The 26,352-nt window shown below is 68.2% G+C and carries 22 protein-coding genes; 14 read left to right on the top strand and 8 right to left on the bottom strand.

Annotated elements, in window-relative coordinates; all coding sequences use genetic code 11:
* Positions 1–453: 453 nt before the first annotated feature.
* Positions 454–1,665, bottom strand: a complete 1,212-nt coding sequence (gene tyrS / locus AC5P8C_RS17500) for a tyrosine--tRNA ligase (protein ID WP_019661777.1) — start codon at positions 1,663–1,665, stop codon at positions 454–456.
* 167 nt (positions 1,666–1,832) lie between these two features.
* Between tyrS and AC5P8C_RS17495 the strand changes: the two genes are divergently transcribed.
* Together AC5P8C_RS17495 and AC5P8C_RS17490 are read left to right on the top strand one after the other, a co-directional pair.
* Entirely contained in the window at positions 1,833–3,305 is a 1,473-nt protein-coding gene (locus AC5P8C_RS17495) for a M23 family metallopeptidase (protein WP_495219161.1), read from the top strand.
* Between the two features lie 65 nt (positions 3,306–3,370).
* Entirely contained in the window at positions 3,371–4,498 is a 1,128-nt protein-coding gene (locus AC5P8C_RS17490) for an anhydro-N-acetylmuramic acid kinase (RefSeq protein WP_495219159.1), read from the top strand.
* A gap of 79 nt (positions 4,499–4,577) precedes the next feature.
* On the opposite strand, the gene AC5P8C_RS17485 is transcribed toward AC5P8C_RS17490, so the two are convergent.
* From AC5P8C_RS17485 to AC5P8C_RS17475, 3 genes are all read right to left on the bottom strand, one after another.
* Complete coding sequence (locus AC5P8C_RS17485) at positions 4,578–4,808, bottom strand: hypothetical protein (protein ID WP_005407775.1); 231 nt, start codon at positions 4,806–4,808, stop codon at positions 4,578–4,580.
* A 77-nt stretch (positions 4,809–4,885) separates the two neighbouring features.
* Positions 4,886–6,259, bottom strand: coding sequence for an AmpG family muropeptide MFS transporter (locus AC5P8C_RS17480; protein ID WP_019661780.1), 1,374 nt, complete (start codon positions 6,257–6,259; stop codon positions 4,886–4,888).
* Entirely contained in the window at positions 6,256–7,056 is an 801-nt protein-coding gene (locus AC5P8C_RS17475) for an exodeoxyribonuclease III (RefSeq protein WP_233653520.1), read from the bottom strand. Before AC5P8C_RS17475 ends, AC5P8C_RS17480 begins: the two co-directional genes overlap by 4 nt.
* 162 nt (positions 7,057–7,218) lie before the next feature.
* On the opposite strand from AC5P8C_RS17475, the gene pyrE reads away from it, so the two are divergent.
* The 8 genes from pyrE (at position 7,219) to AC5P8C_RS17435 (ending at position 16,669) form a co-directional block, all read left to right on the top strand.
* Complete coding sequence (gene pyrE, locus AC5P8C_RS17470; protein ID WP_005420471.1) at positions 7,219–7,878, top strand: orotate phosphoribosyltransferase; 660 nt, start codon at positions 7,219–7,221, stop codon at positions 7,876–7,878.
* A gap of 18 nt (positions 7,879–7,896) precedes the next feature.
* Entirely contained in the window at positions 7,897–8,559 is a 663-nt protein-coding gene (locus tag AC5P8C_RS17465; protein ID WP_111101788.1) for a hypothetical protein, read from the top strand.
* A 174-nt stretch (positions 8,560–8,733) separates the two neighbouring features.
* Positions 8,734–8,826 carry a potassium-transporting ATPase subunit F gene (locus AC5P8C_RS17460; protein ID WP_005407770.1) on the top strand — a complete coding sequence of 31 codons (93 nt, stop codon included), beginning with the start codon at positions 8,734–8,736 and terminating at the stop codon, positions 8,824–8,826.
* 12 nt (positions 8,827–8,838) lie between these two features.
* A complete protein-coding gene (gene kdpA / locus AC5P8C_RS17455; protein ID WP_341924401.1) occupies positions 8,839–10,548 on the top strand; it encodes a potassium-transporting ATPase subunit KdpA in 1,710 nt (569 codons plus the stop codon).
* A 10-nt stretch (positions 10,549–10,558) separates the two neighbouring features.
* Positions 10,559–12,616 (top strand): potassium-transporting ATPase subunit KdpB, encoded by a 2,058-nt coding sequence (gene kdpB, locus AC5P8C_RS17450; protein ID WP_495219157.1) that lies wholly within the window; start codon positions 10,559–10,561, stop codon positions 12,614–12,616.
* Positions 12,613–13,263: a potassium-transporting ATPase subunit KdpC gene (kdpC, locus tag AC5P8C_RS17445; protein ID WP_495219155.1), complete on the top strand. Its 651-nt coding sequence runs from the start codon at positions 12,613–12,615 to the stop codon at positions 13,261–13,263. Before kdpB ends, kdpC begins: the two co-directional genes overlap by 4 nt.
* A 51-nt stretch (positions 13,264–13,314) precedes the next feature.
* Entirely contained in the window at positions 13,315–15,975 is a 2,661-nt protein-coding gene (locus AC5P8C_RS17440; RefSeq protein ID WP_019661785.1) for an ATP-binding protein, read from the top strand.
* On the top strand, positions 15,956–16,669 hold the full coding sequence (locus AC5P8C_RS17435) for a response regulator transcription factor (protein ID WP_019661786.1): 714 nt from the start codon (positions 15,956–15,958) through the stop codon (positions 16,667–16,669). Before AC5P8C_RS17440 ends, AC5P8C_RS17435 begins: the two co-directional genes overlap by 20 nt.
* A 315-nt stretch (positions 16,670–16,984) precedes the next feature.
* On the opposite strand, the gene AC5P8C_RS17430 is transcribed toward AC5P8C_RS17435, so the two are convergent.
* From AC5P8C_RS17430 to coaBC, 3 genes are read right to left on the bottom strand one after another with little or no spacing between them, the layout of a single operon-like run.
* On the bottom strand, positions 16,985–19,330 hold the full coding sequence (locus AC5P8C_RS17430) for a phosphomannomutase/phosphoglucomutase (protein ID WP_032955505.1): 2,346 nt from the start codon (positions 19,328–19,330) through the stop codon (positions 16,985–16,987).
* A 12-nt stretch (positions 19,331–19,342) separates the two neighbouring features.
* Positions 19,343–19,816 (bottom strand): dUTP diphosphatase, encoded by a 474-nt coding sequence (gene dut / locus AC5P8C_RS17425; RefSeq protein WP_005411999.1) that lies wholly within the window; start codon positions 19,814–19,816, stop codon positions 19,343–19,345.
* Positions 19,813–21,075, bottom strand: a complete 1,263-nt coding sequence (coaBC, locus tag AC5P8C_RS17420; protein ID WP_495219153.1) for a bifunctional phosphopantothenoylcysteine decarboxylase/phosphopantothenate--cysteine ligase CoaBC — start codon at positions 21,073–21,075, stop codon at positions 19,813–19,815. The genes dut and coaBC overlap by 4 nt, the downstream gene beginning before the upstream one ends.
* A gap of 228 nt (positions 21,076–21,303) precedes the next feature.
* On the opposite strand from coaBC, the gene AC5P8C_RS17415 reads away from it, so the two are divergent.
* The 4 genes from AC5P8C_RS17415 (at position 21,304) to AC5P8C_RS17400 (ending at position 25,429) form a co-directional block, all read left to right on the top strand.
* The gene (locus AC5P8C_RS17415; protein ID WP_019661790.1) at positions 21,304–21,930 is read left to right on the top strand and encodes a response regulator; all 627 of its coding nucleotides are present in this window, start codon (positions 21,304–21,306) and stop codon (positions 21,928–21,930) included.
* A 70-nt stretch (positions 21,931–22,000) separates the two neighbouring features.
* A complete protein-coding gene (gene radC, locus AC5P8C_RS17410; protein ID WP_026347232.1) occupies positions 22,001–22,705 on the top strand; it encodes a RadC family protein in 705 nt (234 codons plus the stop codon).
* A 114-nt stretch (positions 22,706–22,819) separates the two neighbouring features.
* Complete coding sequence (gene argS / locus AC5P8C_RS17405) at positions 22,820–24,508, top strand: arginine--tRNA ligase (RefSeq protein WP_019661792.1); 1,689 nt, start codon at positions 22,820–22,822, stop codon at positions 24,506–24,508.
* A gap of 21 nt (positions 24,509–24,529) precedes the next feature.
* Positions 24,530–25,429: an SPOR domain-containing protein gene (locus AC5P8C_RS17400; protein WP_019661793.1), complete on the top strand. Its 900-nt coding sequence runs from the start codon at positions 24,530–24,532 to the stop codon at positions 25,427–25,429.
* 127 nt (positions 25,430–25,556) lie between these two features.
* Here AC5P8C_RS17400 and AC5P8C_RS17395 read toward each other — a convergent pair whose 3' ends face one another.
* Positions 25,557–26,309: an SDR family NAD(P)-dependent oxidoreductase gene (locus AC5P8C_RS17395; RefSeq protein ID WP_233653511.1), complete on the bottom strand. Its 753-nt coding sequence runs from the start codon at positions 26,307–26,309 to the stop codon at positions 25,557–25,559.
* Between the last annotated feature and the right edge of the window lie 43 nt (positions 26,310–26,352).

Here is a 26,352-nt window from a genome sequence, read left to right as displayed (position 1 = left end):
TTTAAAACAATTAATAGTTGCTTGATCAAACGTCTGCAAGATGGACAATCATCCTTCCTGCAGGCGCCTTCACAAGATACCTGCGCATACTTTCAAAGATCCGGGGAAGTGGCCTCAGCGCCGTTCCCGTGTGCTGCGAAGTTTCCTTCGTAGCGAGCCGCCCATTATGCCAGACTTTTTCAGTCCGTCAACACCTTCGTTCGATCATCTCGTTCGGCGGTGGTGGGCGCCCTGTTGTCGCTGAAGCCCCTTGGTGGCGACCCCTGCGACGGGGGAGGAGAAGTATGTCCCCATTCCCATCATTTGTGAAGGGGGTGTGGCGATTTTTTTCACCGGATGTTGCATCTGTTCATGCGCCGCGCTGCGGTACGAACCCGTGAAGAGCAGCCGAGCGTGGGCTTGGCTCTACAAGAGCATAAGGAAGGGCCGGCTGGCGCCGGCCCTTCCTTGATGTCAGGCAGCGATCAGGCGTACGCGGGCGAAGGTGCGCTTGCCTACCTGCAGCAGGCCTTCGAAGCCCGGCTGCAGCACCTGCTGGCCGTCTTCGACCACTTCGCCATCCACCTTCACCGCACGCTCCTTGAGCTTGCGGTTCGCTTCGGAGTTGCTCGGAGTCAGGCCGGCCGCGGTCAGCAACGCGGCGATGCGCAGGCCATCGGCCGGAATCGCCACCTCCTGCAGCGGCAGCTGGGTGATGTCGCCCTGCCCGGTCACCGCCGCTTCCCAACCGGCGATCGCCTGTTCGGCCGCCGCGGCGTCATGGAAGCGGGTGGCCAGTTCACGCGCCAGGCGCAGCTTGACCACGCGCGGGTTCAGGCCGCCATTGGCCACCTGCTCGCGCAGCTGCACGGCCTCGGCCTGGCTGATGTCGAAGGACAGCAGCTCGATCCAGCGCCACATCAGGGCGTCGTCCACCTTCATTGTCTTGGTGACGATGTCGATGGCCGGCTCGCTGATGCCAATGTAGTTGCCCAGCGACTTGGACATCTTGTTGACGCCGTCCAGGCCTTCCAGCAGCGGCATGGTCAGCACCACCTGCGGCTTCTGGCCGTGGTGTTCCTGCAGGCCACGGCCCATCAGCAGGTTGAACTTCTGGTCGGTGCCGCCGAGTTCGACGTCGGCCTCCAGGGCCACCGAGTCGTAGCCCTGCACCAGCGGGTACAGGAACTCATGGATGGCGATGGACTGCTGGGCGGCATAGCGCTTGGCGAAATCGTCGCGCTCGAGCATGCGCGCCACGGTGTGCTGGCCGGCCAGACGGATCATGTCGGCCGCGCCCATCTTGCCGAACCACTCCGAGTTGAAGCGGACTTCGGTACGGCTGCGGTCCAGCACCTTGAAGACCTGCTCCTCGTAGGTGCGGGCGTTGGCCAGCACATCGTCGCGGCTGAGCGGCTTGCGGGTCAGGCTCTTGCCGGAAGGGTCGCCGATCATGCCGGTGAAGTCGCCGATCAGGAAAATGACCTGGTGGCCGAGGTCCTGGAACTGGCGCATCTTGTTCAGCAGCACCGTATGGCCCAGGTGCAGGTCGGGGGCGGTGGGGTCGAAGCCGGCCTTGATCCGTAGCGGGCGGCCTTCCTGCAGGCGCGCACGCAGATCCTCGAGCTTGAGGATCTCGTCGGCACCGCGGCCGATCAGGGCAAGGGCTTCTTCAATCGAGGACACGTGACTACTCCCGGCAACGCCGATTCTTGTGTGGGGTGTTAAAGCAAAGTTAACCCGATTGGCTTCACAAAAGCCAATGGGCACAAGGGTTTGACGCGCTTTTATCAGGTGTCTATGGTAACCGGCGATCAGGCCCGCGCTCCCGGGCTGCAAGGAAAGAACCGCCGATGCACAACTCCGAACAAGGGCGCGCACGCAAGCAGCGCTTCCAGGAACGCCTCCACGTCCTGCACGACAACGCCCTGCATCGGAAGCTCAGGCAACACCTTCCCGCGGCCTTCAATGAGCGCTGGACCCGCCGCCACTGGGTGCATGCCAGCCTGTTTGCCACCATCGGCGCCCTGGTGGCGACGATCGTGCCGGGCTTCTCGCACACCATCGACGCCCCCTTTGCCGACAGCCATACCAGCCTGGCACTGCCGTTGCCGCCGCTGACCATGGCCCGCCAGCAGCAGGTGCCGGGCGACAGCTGGCAGGTGCTGCGCGTGCAGCGTGGCCAGACCCTGAGCGACCTGTTCGACAAGGCCGGCATTCCGGCCACCACCCTGCACCGGGTACTGGACCACCCGGGGGCGCGCGAGGCGCTGACCAAGCTGCGCCCCGGTGCCGAGATAGCCTTCGACATGCCGCTGTCCGGCGACCTGCGCAGCATCCGTTTCGACCGCGATGCCGACAACCGGGTGGAACTGAGCCTGGTTGGCGATGACATCAAGGAGAAGGTGACCCGACGCGAGACCTCCACGCGCACCGTGGTCACCAGCGGCGAGATCACCAGTTCGCTGTATGCCGCGGCCCGGCGGGCCGGGCTGTCGCCCTCGGCGATCGCGACGATGACCGACGAGATCTTCAAGTACGACATCGACTTCTCCAAGGACCTGCAGCCGGGCGACCGCTTCAGCGTGGTGATGGATGAAACCTGGCGCGAAGGCGAGAAGGTGGACACCAGCAAGATCCTGGCGGCGACCTTCACCACCGGCGGCAAGACCTATTCCGGCTTCCGTTTCGACCGCAACGGCAAGGCCGAGTACTACGACATCAACGGCCGTTCGTTGAAGAAGAGCTTCATCCGCATGCCGATTCCGTTCGCGCGGCTGAGCTCGACCTTCGGCGCGCGCAAGCACCCGGTGCTGGGCAAGATGCGCATGCACAAGGGGGTGGACTACGCCGCGCGCACCGGCACCCCGATCATGGCCGCCGGCGACGCCCGCGTGCAGTTCGCCGGCGTGCAGCGCGGCTATGGCAACGTGGTGATCCTCGATCACGGCCGCGGCCATACCACCCTGTACGGGCACATGTCGCGCTTTGCGAACATCAAGACCGGCCAGCGCGTGGCCCAGGGCACGGTGATCGGCTATGTCGGCTCGACCGGCCTGGCCACCGGCCCGCATCTGCACTACGAATTCCGCGTCAACGGCGAGCACCGCAATCCGCTGACCGTGACCATGCCGCCGCCGGAGCCGCTGAAGGGCGCCGAGCTGGTCGCCTTCCGCGCGCAGACCGCACCGGCGATGGCCCGCATCCAGGGCATGGAGAAGCTGATCTACGCCGACGCCAGCCCGGCACCGACCAGCCGCGACGAGGCCGCCCCCGAGGTGGCCAGCGCCAAGGACAAGCAGGCGACCGGCCGCAAGCGCGGCTGAACCCCTGCGTTGACGAAGAAGGACGCGGCAGCCCAAGCTTGCCGCGTCCTTTTTTTATGCCCGCCATGAACACGACTGCCGACGCTGACGCCCCCCTGTACCTTGGCCTGATGTCGGGCACCAGCGCCGACGGCATCGATGCCGCGCTGGTGCAGTTCCCCGCTGGCGGAGGCTGCCGCTTCGTGCACGGGCTGACCGCCCGCTGGGAGCCGGTGCTGCGTGCGCGGCTGGTGGCGCTGGGTGAAGGCGGCCCGCTGGACTCGCTGGAGGAGCTCGGCGAGCTGGATGCGCGCATCGCGATCAACTTCGCCGAGTCGGCCAACCAGCTGCTGGCCGAAGCCGGCGTGGACCGCAGCCAGGTGCGCGCGATCGGCTCGCACGGCCAGACCGTGCGCCACCGCCCGCTGGCCGATCCGGCGTTCACCGTGCAGCTGGGCGACGGCAACCGCATCGCCGAGCTGACCGGAATCACCACGGTGTCCGACTTCCGCCGCCGCGACCTGGCAGCCGGTGGCCATGGCGCACCGCTGATGCCGGCCTTTCACCTGGGCATGCTGGGCACCGCCGATGAGGACCGCGCGGTGCTCAACCTGGGCGGCATCGCCAACCTGACCCTGATCCCGCGCGAAGGTGCGGTGCGTGGCTTCGATACCGGCCCGGCCAACGCGTTGATGGATGCCTGGTGCCAGCGCCATACCGGCCGCACCTTTGATGCCGACGGCGCCTACGCCGCCAGCGGCGCGGTGGACGAGGGCCTGCTTGCCGGCTGGCGTTCGGACCCGTGGTTCGCGCTGCCGCCGCCGAAGAGCACCGGGCGCGAGCAGTTCCACCTGACCTGGGCCGAGGCGCACATGGGGGAAGGCCAGTACGCCGCCGCCGATGTGCAGGCCACCCTGCTGGAGCTGACCGTGGCAACCGTGGCCGATGCGCTGCTGACGCAGCAGCCGCAGACCCGGCGCCTGCTGGTCTGTGGCGGCGGGGTACGCAACCGGCAGCTGATGACGCGCCTGGCGGCGCGGCTGCCGGGAGTGCAGGTGGAGTCCAGCGCGGTACACGGGCTGGACCCGGAATACGTGGAGGCGATGGGTTTTGCGTGGCTGGCGCAGCGGACCATGGAGGGACTGGCCGGCAACCTGCCGAGCGTGACCGGGGCCAAGGGGCCGCGGATCCTGGGGGCGATCCACCTGGCGTGAGGTGGCGCCATCCACGCATGGCGTGGATCTACCGGGCAGCCGCGCGTGGGCTCGGCTCTACAGCATTGCGGCGCGGCCGCTAATCGAAGCCCTGCCCTGCCGGCAGGGCCTGCAGGGCGGCGATGGCGTCGGAGAGTGCGTCCACTTCGGGATCGCCGAAGCCGGAGCGGACCTCCAGTTCACTGCTGAACAGGCCCTGCTCCAGCAAGGCGGCGCAGGTCTGTTCGTGAGTCCAGCCGCGGGCGACCGCGACGCGCTTGATGCGTTCCAGCAGCAGCGGGTCCAGGTCCCGCAGCACAACGTCGGCCATGCTCGCTTCCCCGTTCGCAAGGCACCGCCCCCTCGGCGCGTCGGGGCGATGATCCCGCAGACCGGACGGGCAGGCAATCAGGTCGAGCTGGCGGCCTGGCGACGACGCTGCTGCAGGATCAGCAGGGCGCACAGGATCACCACCGGGATCGCCACCAGCGCGGTACCGACGAAGAACAGCGCGTAGCCTTCCAGCAGCGTCCGGCCTTGTGCGAGCGCCTGTACCGACCACCCCGAGAGCCCCTTGAGCGCCTTGCCGGGCATCGCGTAGAACGAGCTCAGCAGCGCGTACTGGGTTGCCGTGTATCCGATGCTGGTCAGGCTGGACATATAGGCGATCAGCGCCGTACCGGCGAAACCGCTGGCGAAGTTGTCGATGGCCATGGCCACGGCGAAATGGGTTGTGTCCGGGCCGGAATAGGCCAGCCAGGCAAACGCCAGGTTGGAGGCCGGCCCCAGCACGGCGCCCACCATCAGCGCCGCCAGCACGCCCCAGCGCACCGAAACCAGGCCCGCCGCAGCAATGCCGACGAAGGTCGCGACCAGGCCCACCGAGCCACGCACGGCGCCCACGGTGTCCTCGTCCAGGCCGAGATCGACATAGAAGGGGTTGGCCATCGGCCCCATGACGAAGTCGGCCATGCGATAGATGCTGATGGCCACCAGGATCAGGATCGCGCCGCTGCGGTGTTCGCGGACGAAGGCGATGAACGGCCCGGCCACGGCGTCGAACAGACCGCGTGGCGTCCACAGCGAGGTCGCCTGTGCCTGCACGGCAGCCACTTCCCGCGCGGGCTCGCGGGCCATGAGCACGGCCACCACGCCAAGCGCCATCAGCACGGCCATGATCTCGTAGGAGACCTGCCAGCCGACACGGGCCGCGATGATCAGGATCAGCGCATCGGTGACCAGCAAGGCAGTGCGGTAGCCCAGCGCCGAGGATGAGGTCAGCAGGCCGAGCTGCTCGCTGTTGTCAGCGCTTTCGATGCGCCAGGCATCGATGACGATGTCCTGGGTGGCCGAAGCAAACGCCACGATCACGGCCATCACGCCGAATACGACGATGTGCTGCCAGTCGACACCCAGGAACTGGATCTGGCCGCCCTTGGGCTGGACCAGTGCCATGCCGACCAGCCCCACCACCACGACCAGCTGCGACAGCAGCATCCAGCCGCGGCGGCGGCCGAAACGACCGAACAGAGGCACGTCGGTCTTGTCGACGATCGGCGCCCACAGGAACTTCATGGTGTAGGCCAATCCGACCCATGACAGGAAACCGATCGTGCTCAGCTCGATGCCTTCCTTGCGCATCCAGAAGCCGAGCGTGTTGCCCACCAGATAGATGGGCAGGCCCGAACTGAAACCGAGCAGCAGCATCGCCAGCACCTTGCGCTGGCTCAGGTTGGACAACACCTGCTGCCACGGTCGGCGCGGCTTGGCGGCCTCGGTCACAGGTCGTAGTCCACGGTGAACGGGGCGTGGTCGGAGAAGCGCTCGTCGCGGTAGATCGAACAGCTACGCAGTTTGTCGCGCAGGCCCGGGGTGATGAACTGGTAGTCGATACGCCAACCGACATTGTTGGCACGGGCGGCGCCGCGGTTGCTCCACCAAGTGTAATCCTCGCCGGTGGGGTTGAGCAGGCGGTAGGCATCGGCCCAGCCACGGCCGGCGGCGACATCGGTGGCCTGGCCATGGTCGGCGCACAGGGCGTTGAGCCAGTCGCGCTCCTCCGGCAGGCAGCCGGAATTCTTCTGGTTGGACTTCCAGTTCTTGATGTCCAGCGCCGAACGCACGATGTTCCAGTCGCCGCACAGCACGTAGTCGCGGCCGCTGCGCGCCCACTCCTCCAGGATCGGCCGCAGCCATTCCATCACTTCGAACTTGAAGCCCTGGCGCAGGTCGCCCGAGCTGCCGGACGGGATGTAGAAGGAGACCACGCTGAGGTTGCCGTAGCGTGCCTCGATATAGCGGCCTTCGTCGTCGAACGGGGCCCAGCCCAGCGAGGTGATGACCTGGTCCGGTTCGCGCTTGCTGTAGATCGCCACGCCGCTGTAGCCCTTCTTGGTGATGGCATCGCGATAGAAGCAGTGGTGCCCGTCCGGACGGAACATCGGGTCGGTCAGCTGGTCTTCCTGGGCCTTGGTCTCCTGGATGCACAGGACGTCGGCCTCCTGGGCACGGAACCAGTCGAGGAAGCCCTTGGTCGCGGCGGAACGGATGCCATTGGCGTTGAAACTGATGATGCGCATGCAAGGGACCTACGACAGGAAACCGGGCAAGCATACCGGTTGCCCACGGGGCTGCGCAGTCTGCCCGGCCAGGCCGCGACGCCCTTCACACGGGTCCGGACGAGCGCGAAACGCCCAGCTGGATTAGGATTTGTGCTCCAAATGAAGATGAATCGAGTTTTGATGAGCGACCACCGCCACCGTTTCCTGCAGCTGGCCCTGACCGCCGATGCCCTGCGCTTCGGCCAGTTCACCCTCAAGTCCGGCCGGCTGAGCCCCTATTTCTTCAATGCCGGTCGTTTCGACTCCGGCTCGCTGCTGTCGCAGCTCGGCGCCTGCTACGCCGATGCCATCGATGCCAGCGGGATCAAGTACGACGTGGTGTTCGGCCCGGCCTACAAGGGCATTCCGCTGGCCACCGCGATGGCCTGCGAGCTGGCCCAGCGTGGCCGTGACCTGCCGCTGTCGTTCAACCGCAAGGAAGCCAAGGACCATGGCGAAGGCGGCCAGCTGATCGGCGCGGACATGAATGGCAAGCGCGTGCTGATCGTCGATGACGTGATCACCGCCGGTACCGCGATCCGCGAAGCGCTGGGCATCATCCGCGCCGCCGGTGGCACCCCGGCCGGCATCGTGGTGGCGCTTGACCGCCAGGAGATCGCTTCGGAAACCGATCGCCGTTCGGCGGCGCAGTCGGTGGCCGAGGAAGCCGGCATTCCGGTGATTGCCGTGGCATCGCTGGCCGATCTGCTTGATTTCGCCTCCGGCAACCCGGAACTTGTGGGTTACCGTCAGCCGCTGGAAGCCTACCGGGCCCAGTACGGCGTTCGTTCGATCCGCTGACCGACCAGGGGAAAGGTCATGTCCCGAGTTCCTGCTGTTCTCCTTGCCGGCCTGCTGCTGGCCATGCCGTTCACGCTGCCGGCGCAGTCGCGGGGTGGCGACAAGGTGGAGAAGAAGCTGTACTGCTGGAACGAGGGCAAGGAGCGGATCTGCAGTGATTCGCTGCCGGCCGATGCGGTCAATCACGCCCGCGAAGAGTTCAACGCGAAGAGCGGCCTGCGCAATGCGCAGGTCCAGCGCGCGTTGACCGACGAAGAGCGTGCCGCCGCCAGCACGGTGGCCGCGCAGCAGCAGCTGGACCTGATGGCTGCGCAGACCCGCCAGCGCACCGAGCAGGCGATGCTGACCACCTATGGCAGCGAGGACGACCTGCGCCGGGTGTTCGCCGAACGCCAGGAAGTGCTGGACAACAACCTGAAGACAGCCGAGTACAACGTCACCAGCCTGCGCGAATCGCTGGTGGCGCTGCTGTCGGCCGCCGGTGACCGCGAACTGGCCGGTGGCAAGGTGGCCGACAAGCAGGCCGAGGCGATCCGCCAGCGGCATGTGCAGCTGCAGGCGCAGCAGCGCCTGCAGGCCGGGTTCCTGCAGCAGCAGCAGGCGTTGAAGGCCGAAATTGAAAGCACCCTGCAGCGCTATCGCGAGCTGAAGGGCGTGGCGCCGGCTGCCCCGGCAGGCTGACGACGCTCCTGCCGCCGGGCATGGCCCGGCGCTACCCGTGGCCGGGTTACGGGTTGGCCCACGGAATTTATGCACTCTTTACGCGTCGGCCCGGTCCGGCGCGTAGTGCGTTTATGGGCGGCAGGACGACGATGGCGGCCTGAGGTGGAGGGGTTCCACCAGGACGCTATTGCAATGTCCCCCTGGCTGTCGTTGTTGTGTGGCGTGCTGGTGCTGGTCGCCGCCGCCTATCTTCTTTATGTCGTGCTGCGGCCCGAGTCGTTCTGAGCGGAGCCGGCCATGACTGAGATGCTTGTGATTATTGCCGCCAGCCTGCTGCTGGCGTGGCCGCTGGGCCTGTACCTGGCCCGCGTGATGCGTGGCACGCCGATGAGGGTGGACGTGCTGTTCCACTGGATCGAGAAGCCGCTGTACAGGGTGTTCGGCGTCGATCCATCGCGCTCGATGTCCTGGCGCGGCTACGTGCTGGCCTTCGTGCTGAGCAACGTGGTGGTCGCGGTACTGACCCAGGCCGTGTTCATGACCCAGGCCTGGCTGCCGCTGAATCCGGACCAGATCCCGAACATGCGCTGGGACACCGCGCTGCATACGATGATCTCGTTCCTGACCAACACCAACCAGCAGCACTATTCGGGCCAGGCGCAGCTGTCCTACCTCTCGCAGATGACCGGCATCACCGGCCTGCAGGTGGTGACGCCGATGATGGGCCTGGCGCTGGCGGTGGCCACGCTGCGCGCGTTGTTCTCGCGCGCGCCGCAGGCTGCGGCGGCCACCGGTGCCGGCGACGACCGCCAAGTGGCGGTGGGCAACTACTATGTGGATGTGGTGCGCCTGTGCGTGCGCTTCCTGTTGCCGCTGTGCCTGGTGTGGACGCTGCTGCTGACCAGCCAGGGCGTGCCCTCGACGATGGCCGGTGGCCCGCAGGCCTCGCCGATCGATGCCAGCGCCGGCATGGCCCAGCAGAAACTGCCGCTGGGCCCGGTGGCAGCGATGGTCGCGGCAAAGCAGCTTGGCGCCAACGGTGGCGGCTGGTACGGCCCGAACAGCAGCTTCCCGCTGGAGAACCCCACCCCGCTGTCGAACGCGCTGGAGATCGTCGGCATCCTGCTGGTGCCGATGGCGGTGATCTTCATGATCGGTGCGTTCACCGGCCGGCGCCGGTTCGGCGCCCTGGTGTTCAGCTGCATGCTGGGCATGTCGCTGCTGTCCACCGGCGCGATGATGTGGAGTGAAGGGCATGGCGCCAGCGCCGCCACGCCGCTGCTGATGGAAGGCAAGGAGGTGCGCTTCGGCGCCGACGGCACGGCGCTGTGGGCCGCGGTGACCACCCAGGTTTCCAACGGCTCGGTCAACGGCATGCATGACTCGCTGGCGCCGCTGAGTGGCGGCATCGCGATGGTCAACATGCTGGTCAGCGCGATCTGGGGTGGCATCGGCTGTGGCCTGCAGCAGTTCATCGTGTACCTGCTGCTGGGCGTGTTCCTGGCCGGGTTGATGACCGGGCGTACGCCGGAACTGTTCGGCCGCAAACTGGAAACGCCACAGGTACGCCTGCTGGCCCTGCTGGTCTTGCTGCAGCCGATCACCCTGCTGGTGTTCACCGCGATCACCCTGGCCGTGCCCGGGCTGGCCGGTACCTCCAACCCTGGCTTCCATGGCATCAGCCAGGTGTTCTACGAGTACGTCTCGGCCTACGCCAACAACGGCTCGGGCTTCGAGGGGCTGGGCGACGCCACGCTGTGGTGGAACCTGAGCTGCTCGCTGGTGCTGCTGCTGGGCCGCTTCCCGCTGCTGATCATCCCGCTGGTGGTGGCCGCACAGCTGGCCGCCAAGCGCCAGGCGCCGGAGTCTGCCGGCAGCCTGCAGATCGAAACCCCGACCTTCGCCCTGACCCTGGTCTCGGTGATCGTCATCCTGACCGTGCTGCAGTTCATGCCGGCGCTGGTACTCGGCCCGATCGCCGACCACCTCAGCCTGGGACTGCACTGAGGACACCCCGATGAGTACCCACGCAAGTTCCACCCGTAGTTCCCTTGCCCCGCGCCCTGCGCTGCTTGATGGCGCCGGCCTGCGCCGTGCGTTGATCGAGGCGGTGCGCAAGCTGTCGCCGATGCACCTGGTGCGCAGCCCGGTAATGGCGGTGGTGATGGCCGGTACGATCGTTGCCGCGATCGTCACCCTGACCGGCAATGCGCCGCTGGGCTTTGGCCTGGCGGTGACCGCGATCCTGCTGGTGACCGTGCTGTTCGGCAACTTCGCCGAAGCGGTGGCCGAAGCACGTGGCCGTGGCCAGGCAGCATCGCTGCGCCGCGCGCGCCAGGACCTGGTGGCGCGCCGCCTGGCCGCACCGCAGCCGGGGGCTGCGGAAACCCAAGTACCTGCCGCCGAGCTGCGCCCGGGCGACCATGTGATCGTCAGTGCCGGTGAGCTGGTGCCGGCCGATGGCGAGATCGTGCAGGGCCTGGCCACCATCAACGAGGCGGCGGTGACCGGCGAGTCCGCGCCGGTGCTGCGCGAGGCCGGTACCGACCGTTCCGGCGTGATCGGCGGCACCAAGGTGCTGTCCGACCAGATCATCGTGCGGGTGACCGCCGAGCCGGGCCACAGCTTCCTGGACCGGATGATTGCCCTGGTGGAGGGTGCCAACCGGCAGAAGACGCCGAACGAGATCGCGCTGACCCTGCTGCTGGCGGCGATGACGCTGACCTTCCTGGTGGTGGTGGCGACGCTGCCGGCGATCGGCGCGGCGGTAGGCGTGCAGGTCGATCCGCTGCTGCTGATCGCGCTGCTGGTCTGCCTGATCCCGACCACCATCGGCGGGCTGCTGCCGGCCATCGGCATCGCCGGCATGAACCGTGCGTTGGCCGCCAACGTGCTGGCCAAGTCGGGCAAGGCGGTGGAAGTCGCTGGAGACGTGGATGTGCTGCTGCTGGACAAGACCGGCACCATCACCTACGGCGACCGCCAGGCCAGCCATTTCCATCCGCTGGCCGGCATCGACGCCAGCCAGCTGCGAGAAGCGGCGCTGCTGTCTTCGCTGGCCGACCCGACCCCGGAAGGAAAGTCGATCGTGCGCCTGGCGCGCGAACAGGGCTGCGCCACCGCCGAGCCGGACCGTGCCGAGTACCTGGCCTTTACTGCCCAGACCCGGATGTCCGGCGTCGACCTGGAACATGGACGGCAGATCCGCAAGGGCGCCGCCGATGCGATCCGCGCCCACGTGCAGGCGCTGGGCGGCAACGTGCCCGCCGAGCTGGCCGGTCGCGTCGAGCAGGTGGCACGCAACGGCGCCACCCCGCTGGTGGTGGCCGAGGGTCGCCACGTGCTGGGCGTGATCGAGCTGTCGGACGTGGTCAAGCACGGCATGCGCGAGAAGTTCGCGCAGCTGCGAGCGATGGGCATCCGCACGGTGATGATCACCGGCGACAACCCGATGACCGCCGCCGCGATCGCTGCCGAGGCCGGCGTCGACGACTACATCGCCGAGGCCCGTCCGGAAGACAAGCTGGCACGCATCCGCCAGGAACAGGCCGGTGGCCGCCTGGTGGCGATGGTGGGCGATGGCACCAACGATGCTCCCGCGCTGGCCCAGGCCGACATCGGCCTGGCGATGAACTCCGGCACGCAGGCGGCGAAGGAGGCCGGCAACATGGTCGACCTCGATTCAGACCCGGCCAAGCTGCTGGCGGTCGTGGAAGTGGGCAAGCAGCAGCTGATCACCCGCGGTGCGCTGACCACCTTCTCGCTGGCCAACGACGTGTCCAAGTACTTCGCGATCCTGCCGGCGCTGTTTGCCGCGGCCGTTCCGACCATGTCCGCATTGAACGTGATGCAGCTGTCGAGCCCCCGCAATGCGGTGCTGGCGGCGCTGATCTTCAACGCCCTGGTGATTCCCGCACTGATCCCGCTCGCCCTGCGTGGCGTGCGCTTCCGTCCGGCCACCGCCACCGCGCTGCTGCGCCGGAACATGCTGGTGTACGGCCTCGGTGGCGTGCTGTTGCCGTTCGCGGCGATCAAGCTGATCGACCTCTTCCTTGTCCTGGTATTCGGCGCATGAACCGTTCTGCTTTCACCTCTTCTTCCCTGTCCCGCGAACCGAAAGCCGAGGCCCGCGTGGCCAGCCTGCAGGACGGCGCCCGCTGGCGCCCGGCGATCGGCCTGGGCCTGGCCACCCTGCTGCTGGCCGGCGCGGTCTACGCCGGCATTGCAACTGGCTTCGCCGGCCTGGCCTACCCCACCCAGGCCGAGGGCAGCCTGCTGCGCGATGGCAGCGGCCAGGTGCGCGGCTCGGCATGGCTGGCGCAGCCGTTCATCGGTGACGGCTACTTCCAGGCACGGCCGTCGGCGGTCAACTACGACCCGATGGCGGCAGCCGGTTCCAACATGGCGCGCAGCAACCCGGCGCTGGCCGAGCGCGTCGCCGCCAGCACCGCTGCGGTGGCCGCGCGCGAAGGCGTCGCCGCGGCGCAGGTACCGGCGGACCTGGTGACCCAGTCTGCCGGTGGCCTGGACCCGCAGCTGTCGCCGGCAGCGGCACAGCTGCAGGTGGCGCGCGTGGCGCGTACCCGTGGCCTGCCGGTGGAGCAGGTGCAGGCGCTGGTGCAGGCGCATACCGAAGGGCGCCAGTGGCGCCTGTTCGGCCAGCCGCGGGTGAACGTGGTGACGTTGAACTTCGCGCTGGACCATGCGGCCAAGGCACCGTGATGCCGGCCTGCACCGCCTGCGCGCACAATGCTGGCCATGACAGCGGCGCCCATGACTGATGCACGTACCCGCCAGGCTGATGCCCTGGTTGAAGGCCTGCAACGCGAAGCCGGCGGCAAGCTGACCGTGTTCCTCGGCGCGGCGCCAGGCGTAGGCAAGACCTACACCATGCTGACCCGCGCGCAGGAACAGCTGCGCCGCGGCGTGGACCTGGTGGTGGGGCTGGTGGAAACCCATGGCCGCGCCGACACCCAGGCCCTGCTGGAGGGCCTGCCACAGCTGCCGCTGAAGGAAGTGGCCTACCACGGCCACACCCTGCAGGAGATGGACCTGGATGCCGTGCTGGCACGGCATCCAGCGCTGGTGCTGGTGGATGAACTGGCCCATCGCAACGCGCCGGGCAGCCGCCATGAGCGGCGCTGGCAGGATGTGATGGAGCTGCTGGACGCCGGCATCGACGTCTGGACCACGGTCAACATCCAGCATCTGGAAAGCCTCAACGATGTGGTGATGCGCATCACCGGCGTGCGCGTCAGCGAGACCGTGCCGGATGGCGTGCTCGATCGGCTGCACGACATCGTGCTGGTCGATCTGCCGCCGCGCGAACTGATCGCTCGCCTGCAGCAGGGCAAGGTCTATGTGCCCGAACAGGCCGCGCAGGCACTGCAGGCATTCTTCTCGCCGGCCAACCTGACCGCGCTGCGCGAACTGGCCATGCAGGAAGCTGCCGACCGCGTCGACAGCAGCCTGCGCGAAGCACGCGCCGCACGCGGCGAGAGCAACCTGCCGCTGCGTCGCGGCGTGCTGGTGGCCATTGATGGCGGCGGCCAGAGTGAATACCTGGTGCGCGTGGCGAGGCGCATCGCCGAGCGGCGCGACGCACCGTGGACGGTGGTGACCGTGCAAGGGCGACGCCAGGACGAGGCGACCCGGCGCGAGATCGATGCTGCCTTCGCGCTGGCACGGCGCCTGGGCGGCGACGCCGAACTGCTGCACGGATCGAGCATCGCCGATGCCCTGCTCGACCATGCCGCGCACAATGGCGTATCGACCCTGGTGCTGGGCCGGACCCGCGAACGGCCGCTGGCGCGGATGTTCAACCGCACCCTGACCCAGCAGCTGATCCAGCGCGGCGCGCACTACGAGATCACCATCATCAGCACCCCGCAGGCACGTGCGCGCTCGCGCCGCGAGGGCCTGCTGCCGCCGATGCGCGGCATCAGCCATGAACCGGTGCAGGCACTGGTCGCCACCGCACTGGCCTGTGCGGTGGCGTGGCTGGCCGAACACTGGGTGGGCATGGCCGACCTGTCGATGGTGTTCATCGTGGCGGTGGTGCTGGTGGCCGCACGCACACGCGCCAGCGTGGCGGTGATGGCGGCGATCCTGTGCTTCCTCGCCTACAACTTCCTGTTCATCGCGCCCCGCTTCACCTTCGCCATCGGTGCACGCCAGGGTGTGATCACCGTGTTCCTGTTCCTGGCCGCGGCACTGGTGGCCGGGCGCCTGGCCTCGCGCCTGCGCATGCAGGTCATCGCGCTGCGTGCGGCCAACCGGCATGCGCGTGCGCGCCAGCAGCTGGGGCGGCAGCTGGCCAGTGCGGCCGGCAATGGCGAGGTGGCACAGGCGGGTCGGCACGCACTGGAACAGGCCATGGACGTACCTGCGTGGCTGCGGATCGGCGCCGATACCGCAACCGGTGGCCGTTCGCAGCCGGGCGATACCGATCTGGCCGCCGCCGACTGGGCCCTGCGCCACGGCCAGCCCAGCGGCCGCTTCACCGACACCCTGGCCGGTGCGCAGTGGTGGTTCCTGCCCCTGCTGGATGGCGAAGACCGCGCCATCGGCGTGGCTGGCCTGTACCTGCCCGGCGCGCAGGCGCGCCTGCTGCCCGAACAACGGCAGCTGGCCGAGGCGATGGTGGATGACATCGCGCAGGCCGCATTGCGCACCCGCCTGGTGGCCGAACTGGAGCAGGCGCATGTCAGCAACGAAACCGAGCGGCTGCGCTCGGCCCTGCTCTCTTCGGTGTCGCACGACCTGCGCTCGCCGCTGGCGGCGATGATCGGTTCGGCCGACAGCCTGGCCAGCTATGGCGCGGCGATGGATACGGCCGATCGCCGTGCTCTGCTGGACACCATACTGATAGAAGGCGAACGGCTGGATCGCTACATCCAGAACCTGCTGGACATGACCCGCCTCGGCCACGAAGGGCTGAAAATCAACCGCGACTGGATCGGCGTGGACGAACTGATCGGCTCGGCGGCGCGGCGCCTGCAGCGCTACCAGCCGAAGGTGCGGCTGGAACTGGACATCCCGGCCGCGCTGGCGCCGATCTGGGTGCACCCGGCGCTGGTCGAGCAGGCGGTGTTCAACGTGATGGAGAACGCGGCCAAGTTCTCGCCGCCCGATGCCGCCGTGCAGGTGCAGGCGCGCGAACTGGACGGCCAGCTGCGCATCGACGTGATCGATGCCGGCCCCGGCATTCCCGACGACGAACGCGCGCGCATCTTCGACATGTTCTACAGCGTCGAGCGCGGCGACCGCGGCCGCCACGGCACCGGCCTGGGCCTGACCATCTGCCAGGGCATGATCGGTGCGCATGGCGGCAGCGTGCAGGCGCTGCCCGGACGCGACGGTCGCGGTACCCTGATCCGCATCACCCTGCCCCTGCTCAAGCCAGCCTCCCACGATGAGCCCGACCCCGATTGAAGCCAGCGCGCCGGCCGCGCGCGTGCTGGTGATCGATGATGAAACCCAGATCCGCCGGTTCCTGGACATCAGCCTGCGCGCGCAGGGCTACCAGGTGCGGCAGGCTGCCACAGGCCAGGAAGGCCTGCAGCTGGCCGCCAGCGAGGACATGGACCTGGTGATCCTGGACATCGGCCTGCCGGACATGGAAGGCCATGAGGTGCTGGAGCAACTGCGGCAGTGGAGCCAGGTGCCGGTGATCATGCTGACCGTGCGCGCCGGCGAAGCCGAGAAGGTACGCGCGCTGGATACCGGCGCCAACGACTACGTGACCAAGCCGTTCGGTACGCAGGAGCTGATGGCGCGGGTGCGGGCGCTGCTGCGCACGCGCAGCGTGCCGAGTGATGGCACGCCACCGATTTTTGACGATGGCCACCTGCACGTGGATCTGGTGCGCCGCGAAGTGGCCCTGGAGGGTGAACCGGTGGCGCTGACCCGCAAGGAATACGCGCTGCTGTCACTGCTGCTGCGCAACGCGGGCCGGGTGGTGACCCAGCCGCAGATCCTGCAGGAGATCTGGGGGCCGACCCACCAGCACGACACCCACTACCTGCGCATCCTGGTCGGCAAATTGCGGCACAAGCTGGGTGATTCAGCGCTGGATTCGCGCTACCTGTTCACCGAGCCGGGCGTGGGATTGCGGTTCAAGGGGTGAGGGTGTGCCGACCAACGGTCGGCACCTACCAAAGCAAATGCGGAAGAGCATCCACGCATGGCGTGGATCTCTGCTGTGTCGACCAAGGTCGACACCTACCAAGAGCAGTTCGTGCGGTTCGGACAGATCGCGGGTATCTGTCGAAGGCGGGGTGGGCCCGGTTGCGGGGGCGTGAGCCGCATGGATGCGGCGACCGAGCTTACATGGACGTACTTGCAGCGTCCCCCGTAACCGGACCCACCCCGCATCCTACGGATAGCCGGCCTTTGACGTTGACGTTGATTCGGCGGGTGCCGGGCGCCGCCCGGCCCCACCTCAGAACCCCAGCGGGGTGTCGCCCAGCACCGGCTGCAGCTGGCTGCGGAACAGCGCCTGGATGCGTTCCAGTGCGGCCTCGTCGTTGCCCTCGAAGCGCAGCACCAGCACCGGCGTGGTGTTGGAGGCCCGCACCAGGCCCCAGCCATCGGGGAAGTCCACGCGCAGGCCGTCGATGGTCGACAGTCGGCCGCCGACATACGGGTTGTCCGGCGACTGCGCCGCCGCCACCAGCATTGCCACCAGCGCATGCGGCGTGCCGTCGGCCACCGGCACCTTCAGTTCCGGCGTGGCCACCATCTCCGGCAGCTCGGCCAGTACCTCGTCCGGGGTCTCCTCGCGCTGGGCCAGGATCTCCAGCAGGCGCGCCGCCGCATACAGGCCATCGTCGAAACCGAACCAGCGCTCCTTGAAGAAGAAGTGGCCGCTCATCTCGCCAGCCAGTTCGGCATCGGTCTCGCGCATCTTCGCCTTCATCAGCGAATGCCCGGTCTTCCACATCAGCGGGCTGCCACCATTGCGCAGCACGTGGTCGGACAGCTTGCCGGTGCACTTCACGTCGTAGATCACCATCGCGCCGGGGTTGCGCATCAGCACGTCGGCGGCGAACAGCATCAGCAGGCGGTCGGCATAGATGATTTTGCCGTCAGCACTGACCACGCCCAACCGGTCGCCATCGCCATCGAAGGCGACGCCGAGGTCGGCCCCGAAGCGCTTGACCGTCTGCACCAGGTCTTCCAGGTTGGCCGGTTCGCTCGGGTCGGGATGATGGTTGGGGAAGGTACCGTCGACATCGCAGTACAGCGGAATGACTTCAGCACCGATGGCTTCCAGCAGTTGCGGTGCCAGTGCGCCGGCCACGCCGTTGCCGGCATCGGCCACGACCTTCAGCGGACGGTCCAGCTGCACGTCGTCGGCGATGCGCTGGATGTAGTCGGCACTGACATCGCGCTGCTGGTAATCGCCCGGCTCCGCAGCCTGTACCAGGCGGCCCTCGACGATGCGCGCGTAGAGATCGGTGATGGCATCGCCGGACAGCGTCTCGCCGCCGATGACAACCTTGAAACCGTTGTACTCGGGCGGGTTATGACTGCCGGTCACCGCCACGCAGGTGCCGGTACGCAGGTGGAAGGCGGCGTAGTACACCACCGGAGTCGGCGCCAGGCCGATGTCGATCACCGCACAACCGGCGCGGCGCAGGCCCTCGGCCAATCCTGCGGCCAGTTCCGGGCCGGACAGGCGGCCATCGCGACCGATCACCACCTCGCGCAGGCCCTGCTCCAGTGCCACGGTACCGATGGCCTGGCCGATCAGCGCGGCGGTCTTCGGCGTCAGTTGGCTGCCCACCACGCCGCGGATGTCGTAGGCGCGGAAGATACCAGCCGCCAGTTCCTCGGCCGGAACCGGCGGCGGGGGCGGCGGTGCACTTTCAGTGGTGCTGGCCCCGGCCACCGGCGGCGGCGCCATCTGCAGGCTCTCGCTCAGGGTCGGGCCATGATCCGCTTCCGCCACGGCCGCACGCCGCGGCAGCGGCAGCGTCTTCGGCAGGCGGCCGCGACCCACCACCAGCAGTACGGCGATGAACGCCAGCAGCAGCGCAACGATGGCGCTGGCCAGCGAACCCAGGCCCAGCGGACCGGGTTCGATATTGGGTACCGCGGCCACCAGCCGCAACGGGGTACCCGGGATCGGCCGCGCCAGGACTTCGGCACTTTCGGCCAGGCTGGCATCGCCCAGGGCGACGAGGTCATGCGCGCCTTGGCGCAGGCCAAGGAAACCGGCCGATGGCGCACTCACCTGGTCCAGCGGCGAGGTCAGGCGCAGCAATGGCTGGCGCACGTAGAGCACTGCCGGGCCCAGGCTGCCCAGCGGCACCGGTGCCGCCAGGCCAAGACGATTGCCACCCCCATCGCGGACCACGCGCAGGCTGGGGCCGGCCTCGGCAAGCGCTCCTTCCAGCAACGCCAGGCGGGCATAGCCGAACGTGGCCGGGTCGGCGTAGGCATTGGCCAGATCGGCGGTCAGCACTTCAGCATGCTCGACGCCGGTCCAGCTCTCGCGGACCGCGAGTGCCGCCGCAGCGGCATCGCCGGCCTGCAGCGCCTGCTGCACGCGCTCGTTCTTCAGCTGCTGCTGCAGCTGCTTCAGCTGGCCGGCGGCGGCCTCCTGCAGGCCCTGCACAGCCTGGTCGCGCGCAGCTTCCAGCGCCTGGCCGTTGGCCTCCTGGCGCCATTGCTGCACCGCGCTCCATCCGAACCAGCCGGCCAGCAGGACCAGCAGCACCCCCAGTAGTGGTGCACTGCGTCCCAACGACCGTCCCCGCTGTCCTTCCCCGATGCCGCTCATCGATGTCCCCTGTCAACGCACCCCGGTATGGCCGAATCCACCCGTTCCGCGCACGCTGTCGGTGAAAGTATCCACCACCTGCAGGCTGACACGGGCAATCGGCACCACCACCAGCTGCGCGATGCGATCACCCGGCTCGATGGTGAATGCCTCGCGGCCGCGGTTCCAGACGCTGATCAGCAGCGGTCCCTGGTAGTCGGCGTCGATCAGGCCGGTGCCATTGCCGAGCACGATGCCGTGGCGGTGGCCGAGCCCCGAACGCGGCAGGATCACCGCGCACAGGTGCGGGTCGGCGATGTGGATGGCCAGGCCACTGGGCACCAGCGCGGTGTCGCCCGGCTGCAGGGTCAGCGCGGTATCCAGCGCCGCGCGCAGGTCCATGCCGGCGCTGGCTTCGGTGGCGTAGGCCGGCAGCGGCCAGCTGTCGCCAAAGCGCGGATCGAGCAGCTTGACCTGCAGGGGTTGGGAAGTGAAAGCCTGGGTCATGTCTGGAGTCTCCGCGCGATCAGCGCCAGCAGTTGTTCGGCCAGCTCGCGCTTGGAGGTGGCCGGGAATACCTGTTCACCGTCCTGCCAGAAGGCAGTGGCGGCATTGTTGTCGCTCTCGAAACCACCGCCGCTGATGCCGACCTGGTTGGCGATCACCAGGTCAAGGCGCTTGTCGACCAGCTTGCCACGCGCATACTTCTCCACGTCGTGGGTTTCGGCGGCAAAGCCGACCACCAGCTTCAGCGACTGCGTCTGCGCGGCAACTTCGGCCAGGATGTCCGGCGTGCGCACCAGCTCGATCACCAGCGACTGGCTCTCGGCGGTCTTCTTCAGCTTCTGCGGTGCAACCTGGCGCGGTGTGTAGTCGGACACCGCAGCGGCACCGATATAGATGTCGGCCGGCAACGACTTCAGCACGGCATCACGCATCTGCGCGGCCGAGCGCACGTCCACACGCTGCACGCCGGGAGGCGTCGGCAGCTGCACCGGGCCGCTGACCAGCACCACCTGGGCGCCCATCGTCGCGGCGGCCGCAGCCAGGGCAAAGCCCATCTTGCCGCTGCTGCGGTTGCCGACGTAGCGCACCGGATCGATGTCTTCATAGGTCGGGCCAGCGCTGATCAGCAGGCGCAGGCCCTGCAGCGCGTGGGTTTCCGGTGCGGCAACCGCCGCTGCAGCACTGCCATTGGCCGCCAGCGCGGCGACGATGTCGCCGGGCTCGGCCAGACGACCCGGACCGGATTCGCCTTCCGCCAGCGGACCGTCGACCGGGCCGATCACCTGCGCGCCGCGCTGGCGCAGCAGGGCGATGTTGGCCTGGGTGGCCGGATGCAGCCACATGCGGTGGTTCATCGCCGGGCAGATCGTCAGCGGCGCGGTGCTGGCCAGGCACAGGGTGCTGACCAGGTCATCGGCGTGGCCCTGGGCCAGCCGCGCGAGCAGATCGGCGGTACCTGGGGCGACCACGATGCGATCGGCCCAGCGCGCCAGTTCGATATGGCCCATGGCCTGTTCGGCGGCGCTGTCCCACAGCGTGGTGCGGGTCGGCTGCCCGGACAGCGCCTGGAAGCTGAGCGGAGTGACGAACTGCTGGGCACCGGCAGTCATCGCCACCTGCACCTGGGCACCGGCGTCGCGCAGGCGCCGCACCAGTTCCAGGGCCTTGTAGGCCGCGATCCCGCCTCCGACGCACAACAGCAGTTTCTGACCTTCCAGCGCGCGGGCCGGCGCGGGAGAAGCGTTGGGGGAGTCAGCCACCTGGAATTCCTGTGCAAACGAGGGCGCTAGCTTACCCGAAGGTCGGTAATGTCCCGGTGCCCGGTGCACATAGCGGGCGGCTATCAGCAGATGGAGCCCGCCTGCATTGACCCGGCATTCACCCGGTATCGGTTTCGGACCTTTCCTATACCTCCAGGGGCCTGCGCTTTTGCAGAATCAGGCATTGGCTGCCGCCCGCCGTGGCCTGTTCGATCTTCGAGGAACCGCGTGCGTCCACGCATCATCATTGCCGACGACCATCCCGTGGTCCTGCATGGCATCGCCATCGTGCTGCAGACCTACCTGATGGACATCGTCGGCAGTGCGCGTGACGGCGCCCAGCTGCTGGACCTGGTGGACCGCCACGACTGCGATGCAGTCCTGACCGACCTGTCGATGCCGGGTGCCGGCCCGGACGGTCCGGAGCTGATCGACGCGCTGCGCATGCGTCGCCCTGGCCTGCCGGTGGTGGTGCTCACCGGCGCCCGCCATCCCGGCCTGCTGGACGGCCTGCTGCGGGAGGGCATCAGTGGCCTGGTCGACAAGTGCGCCGATTTTGCCGAGCTGCCCCAGGCGCTGAACGCCGCACTGGCCGGGCACGTATTCGTCTCCCAGCAGCTGCGCCATCACCTGCAGGCCCGCGACCTGCTGTTCCCGCGCGAACCGGCACCGCTGTCGGCACGCGAGAAGGAAGTGCTGGATCTGCTGGCGACCGGCCTCAACGTGAACGAAGTCGCCAAGCGTTGTGGGCGCAGCCCGAAGACCATCAGCCGGCAGAAGGCCGAAGCCAAGCGCAAGCTGGGGCTGCAGAACAACCAGGAACTGTTCGACTACCTGCAGACCCGGCGCGACTGAGGTATCGACCGACCCGGGACCGCGGCAAGCCCCGATGGGAGACGCCGCCGAAGCTGGCGATGATGCAGGCATGCCCATCCACGACTGGCCCGAACAGGAACGCCCCCGCGAGAAGCTGATCGCGCGCGGGCCCACGGCACTTTCCGACGCCGAACTGCTGGCCCTGTTCCTCGGCTCCGGCTTCGGCGGCCGTGATGCCGTGCAGACCGCGCGCGACCTGCTGCAGGCGCATGGCCCCTTGCGGGTGCTGCTCGACCGTCCCGCGGGCGAACTGGCCCGCTTGCCCGGGCTGGGCCCGGCGCGCAGCTGTACGCTGGCTGCCGGGCTGGAACTGGCCCACCGCTACCTGGCGGCTGAGCTGGAGCACGGCGAAGCGGTGGGCAACAACCCGGCCGCGGTCGGCCGCTATCTGCAGCACCGCCTGCGAGGGCAGGCGCGGGAAATCTTCATGGCCCTGTTCCTGGACAACCGCCACCGCCTGATCGCCTGCGAAGAGCTGTTCCACGGCACCATCAACGCCGCGCCGGTCTACCCCCGCGAGGTGGTCCGGCGTGCCCTGCTGCACAACGCGGCGGCGGTGATCCTCAGCCACAACCACCCTTCGGGCGACCCTGAACCGTCCAGCGCCGATACCCGCATCACCGATGAACTGCAGCAGGCGCTGGCGATGGTGGACGTGCGCCTGCTGGACCACTTCGTGGTCGGCGAGGGCCGTCCCGTTTCATTTGCTGAACGGGGCCTGCTGTCCCCGCCCCAGCCTCGGCTGTTCGGCTGAGCGCGCCCCCTTCAGGCGCCACCGGCCGCCCCCGCAGGCATGTTCTGGTCAGCGTGGGCGCGGGTACATGCGCTAAAATGGGCGATTCCGCCGCTCATTCTCACAGCAGGCCTCGTGAAAAATCTCCTCCGCGCCCTGATCAGCCAAGGCATCGAAGCCTTGCGCGCCAATGGCACCCTGCCCGCCGACTCCCTGCCGCCGGACTTCGTGGTCGAGCGCCCGAAGACCCGCGACCACGGCGACTTCGCCACCAACGCCGCGATGCTGCTGGCCAAGGCCGCGCGCAGCAATCCGCGCGCACTGGCACAGGCGCTGGTCGAGGCGCTGCCGCGCAGCGAGGACGTCAGCAAGGTCGAGATCGCCGGCCCCGGCTTCATCAACTTCCACCTGGCCCCGGCCGCGTACCAGCGCGAAGCCGCGTCGGTCATCAAGGAAGCCCACGACTACGGCCGCAACCTGTCCGGCAATGGCCGCACGGTGGGCGTGGAGTACGTGTCGGCCAACCCGACCGGCCCGCTGCATGTCGGCCATGGCCGCGCGGCGGCCATTGGCGACTGCGTGGCGCGCGTGCTCGATGCCAACGGCTGGAACGCCAAGCGTGAGTTCTACTACAACGACGCCGGCGTGCAGATCGAGAACCTGGCACTGTCCACCCAGGCACGGATCAAGGGCATCGCGCCGGACCAGGACGGCTGGCCGGAAGGTGGCTACCGCGGTGAATACATCGTCGACGTCGCCCGCGCCTACATGGCCGGTGCCAGCGTTGATCTGGAAGGCAGCACCGTGGTGGGCGCCAAGGACCCGGACGACATGCAGGCAATCCGTCGCTTCGCCGTGGCTTACCTGCGCAACGAGCAGAACCTGGACCTGGCTGCCTTCGGCGTCGACTTCGACATCTATTTCCTGGAAAGCTCGCTGTACGCCGACGGCAAGGTGGCAGAAGCGGTGGCCAAGCTGCAGGCGTCGGGGCATACCTACGAGGAGGGCGGCGCGCTGTGGCTGCGCAGCACCGACTTCGGTGACGACAAGGACCGCGTGATGCGCAAGTCCGACGGCACCTTCACCTACTTCGTGCCGGACGTGGCCTACCACCTGTCCAAGTGGCAGCGCGGCTACGAGCGCGCGATCACCGAACTCGGTGCCGACCACCACGGCTCGCTGGCGCGCGTGCGCGCCGGCCTGCAGGCGATGGAAGTGGGCATTCCGCAGGGCTGGCCGGAATACGTGCTGCACCAGATGGTCACCGTCATGCGTGGCGGCGAGGAAGTGAAGCTGTCCAAGCGTGCCGGCAGCTACTTCACCCTGCGTGACCTGATCGAGGAAGCCGGCCGCGATGCCACCCGCTGGTTCCTGATCGCGCGCAAGCCCGATTCGCAGCTGACCTTCGACATCGACCTGGCCCGCCAGCAGAGCAACGACAACCCGGTGTTCTACGTGCAGTACGCGCATGCCCGCGTCTGCAGCCTGCTGCGCCAGGCGCAGGAGAAGGGGCTGGTGTATGAACAGGCTGATGGCCTGGCCAACCTCGGCCGCCTGGCCGACGACGCTTCGCTGCTGCTGATGAACGAGATCTCGCGGTACCCGGAAGTGGTGGAGGCGGCCGGCGTGGCGCTGGAGCCGCATCTGGTGGCGCAGTACCTGCGTGAATTGGCGCACGCGTTCCACACGTGGTATCACGGGACGCCGGTACTGGTGGAAGATGCCGCCGATCGCAACGCCAAGCTGACCCTGGCCTGCGCTGCCCGCCAGGTGCTGGCCAACGGCCTCGACCTCCTGGGCGTCAGCGCCCCGGAAAAAATGTAAGCATCAGGAGACGCAGTACCCATGGCAGCACGACGCGGCAAAAACCAGGCACGACGCAACAGCAGCAGCCAGGGCACACCCGGATGGGTGTGGCTGGTCGCTGGCGTGGCGATTGCGGCCGTGGTGTTCCTGGCGGCGCCGAACCTGTTCAAGGGCGAAGGCGATGGCTTCCTTCGCGCCGGACCGCAGCCGAACCCGAACGCGCAACCGGCCCCGGTCGCTGACGCCGACAGCGATGTCGGCACCCAGCCGGCCGCACAGCCGGCTACGCCGAAGCCGGCCGAGCCGGAAAAGCCGGCCGCGACCCAGTACGACTTCTACACCCTGCTGCCGGGCAAGGAAGTTGAAATGTCCGACGCCGAACTGGCCGCCAGCGCGCGTGCCGAAGACCAGCGCCGGGCCAGGGCCGAAGCGCAGCGCGCGCAGGCTGCACTGGAAGGCAAGCCGGTTCCGCCGCCCGCGGCGCCAGCACCCCCAGCCACGGCCAGCGTGGCCAGCACCGCCCCGGTGACCGCGACCAGCCGTCCGCTGCCGGCACCGCTGAGCGAACGCCCGGCGGCGGCAACGCCTGCAGCCGGCACCCCAACGGCGTCGACCAGCAGCGCCGCGGCCACGCCTGCAGCACGTGCGGAAGCCGCACCGGCAGCGACCGGTACTCCGGCAGCTGCTGCACCGGCTGCCGCCGACAACGCCCGCTACATCCTGCAGGCCGGTGCGTTCGGTGCCTCCGGCGATGCCGAGGCGACCAAGGCCAAGCTGGCGATGATGGGCCTGGCGGCACGCGTGGAATCGGCGCAGATCAACGGCAAGACCGTGTACCGCGTGCGTATGGGACCGTATGGGAGCGCCGGCGAACTGTCCGAGGCCAAGCAGAAGCTGGATGGCACCGGCCTGCAGGCGATGGCGATCAAGGCACAATAAGCCTGCCGCTGTGAACGAAAAAGCCGGGCAATGCCCGGCTTTTTCGTTTCTGTAGAGCCGAGCCATGCTCGGCTGAATCCAGACGAAGCCGAGCATAGGCTCGGCTCTACAGGACCCGCGAAGCAGGTCAGCCTTCGCGGGCGACCTGGAAACCGGCGAAGGACTGGCTGACCGGCATCAGCTCCAGGCGATTGATGTTCAGGTGCGGCGGCAGGCTGGCCACCCAGAAGATCTGTTCGGCGATGTCTTCAGCGGTCATCGGGTTGGCGCCGGTATAGAGCTTGTCCGATGCCGCCTGGTCGCCATGGGTACGCACCACGGTGAACTCGGTTTCAGCCATACCCGGCTCGATCGTGGTCACGCGCACGCCGGTGCCGTGCAGGTCCGAACGCAGGCCCAGCGAGAACTGGCTGACGAAGGCCTTGGTGCCACCGTAGGCGTTGCCACCCGGGTACGGGTAGACGCCGGCCACCGACGAGATGTTGATGATCGCGCCCTTGCGCTCCACCAGCTGCGGCAGCAGGCGATGGGTCAAGGTCACCAGCGCGGTGATGTTGGTGTCGATCATCGTGGTCCAGTCCGACAGCTTGGCGCTCTGTGCCGGCGCGGTGCCCTGTGCCAGGCCCGCGTTGTTGACCAGCAGATCGATCTGGCCGAACGCAGGCGGCAGTGCCAGCAGGGCCGCCTCCATCGCCACCGGATCGCGGATGTCGAAGGCGGCGGCGTGAACCACGTCCCTGCCGTAGCGCTCGACCAGCGGCTGCAGGCGTTCGCCGCGGCGGCCGGTGGCGATCACCTTCCACCCGGCCTGGGCGAAGCGGTGGACGGCGGCGGCGCCGAAGCCGGACGTGGCGCCGGTAATCAGGACAGTGCGGGTCATCAGGCAACTCCAGGGGGAAAAACCGGACGCCCATTCTGGCACC

The organism is Stenotrophomonas sp. YJH_SMC_46 (genome assembly GCF_059370315.1).
Note: the sequence above shows the minus strand (reverse complement) of the source record. Positions and strands in the feature narration are given on the sequence as shown.

Excerpts from the sequence above, each read along its gene's own strand:
- AC5P8C_RS17495 (WP_495219161.1), top strand. The coding sequence starts at position 1,833 with ATGCACAACTCCGAACAAGGGCGCGCACGCAAGCAGCGCTTCCAGGAA.
- AC5P8C_RS17490 (WP_495219159.1), top strand. The coding sequence starts at position 3,371 with ATGAACACGACTGCCGACGCTGACGCCCCCCTGTACCTTGGCCTGATG.
- AC5P8C_RS17485 (WP_005407775.1), bottom strand. The coding sequence starts at position 4,808 with ATGGCCGACGTTGTGCTGCGGGACCTGGACCCGCTGCTGCTGGAACGC.
- AC5P8C_RS17475 (WP_233653520.1), bottom strand. The coding sequence starts at position 7,056 with ATGCGCATCATCAGTTTCAACGCCAATGGCATCCGTTCCGCCGCGACC.
- pyrE (WP_005420471.1), top strand. The coding sequence starts at position 7,219 with ATGAGCGACCACCGCCACCGTTTCCTGCAGCTGGCCCTGACCGCCGAT.
- AC5P8C_RS17465 (WP_111101788.1), top strand. The coding sequence starts at position 7,897 with ATGTCCCGAGTTCCTGCTGTTCTCCTTGCCGGCCTGCTGCTGGCCATG.
- AC5P8C_RS17460 (WP_005407770.1), top strand. The coding sequence starts at position 8,734 with ATGTCCCCCTGGCTGTCGTTGTTGTGTGGCGTGCTGGTGCTGGTCGCC.
- kdpA (WP_341924401.1), top strand. The coding sequence starts at position 8,839 with ATGACTGAGATGCTTGTGATTATTGCCGCCAGCCTGCTGCTGGCGTGG.
- kdpB (WP_495219157.1), top strand. The coding sequence starts at position 10,559 with ATGAGTACCCACGCAAGTTCCACCCGTAGTTCCCTTGCCCCGCGCCCT.
- kdpC (WP_495219155.1), top strand. The coding sequence starts at position 12,613 with ATGAACCGTTCTGCTTTCACCTCTTCTTCCCTGTCCCGCGAACCGAAA.
- AC5P8C_RS17440 (WP_019661785.1), top strand. The coding sequence starts at position 13,315 with ATGACTGATGCACGTACCCGCCAGGCTGATGCCCTGGTTGAAGGCCTG.
- AC5P8C_RS17435 (WP_019661786.1), top strand. The coding sequence starts at position 15,956 with ATGAGCCCGACCCCGATTGAAGCCAGCGCGCCGGCCGCGCGCGTGCTG.
- AC5P8C_RS17430 (WP_032955505.1), bottom strand. The coding sequence starts at position 19,330 with ATGAGCGGCATCGGGGAAGGACAGCGGGGACGGTCGTTGGGACGCAGT.
- dut (WP_005411999.1), bottom strand. The coding sequence starts at position 19,816 with ATGACCCAGGCTTTCACTTCCCAACCCCTGCAGGTCAAGCTGCTCGAT.
- radC (WP_026347232.1), top strand. The coding sequence starts at position 22,001 with ATGCCCATCCACGACTGGCCCGAACAGGAACGCCCCCGCGAGAAGCTG.
- AC5P8C_RS17400 (WP_019661793.1), top strand. The coding sequence starts at position 24,530 with ATGGCAGCACGACGCGGCAAAAACCAGGCACGACGCAACAGCAGCAGC.
- AC5P8C_RS17395 (WP_233653511.1), bottom strand. The coding sequence starts at position 26,309 with ATGACCCGCACTGTCCTGATTACCGGCGCCACGTCCGGCTTCGGCGCC.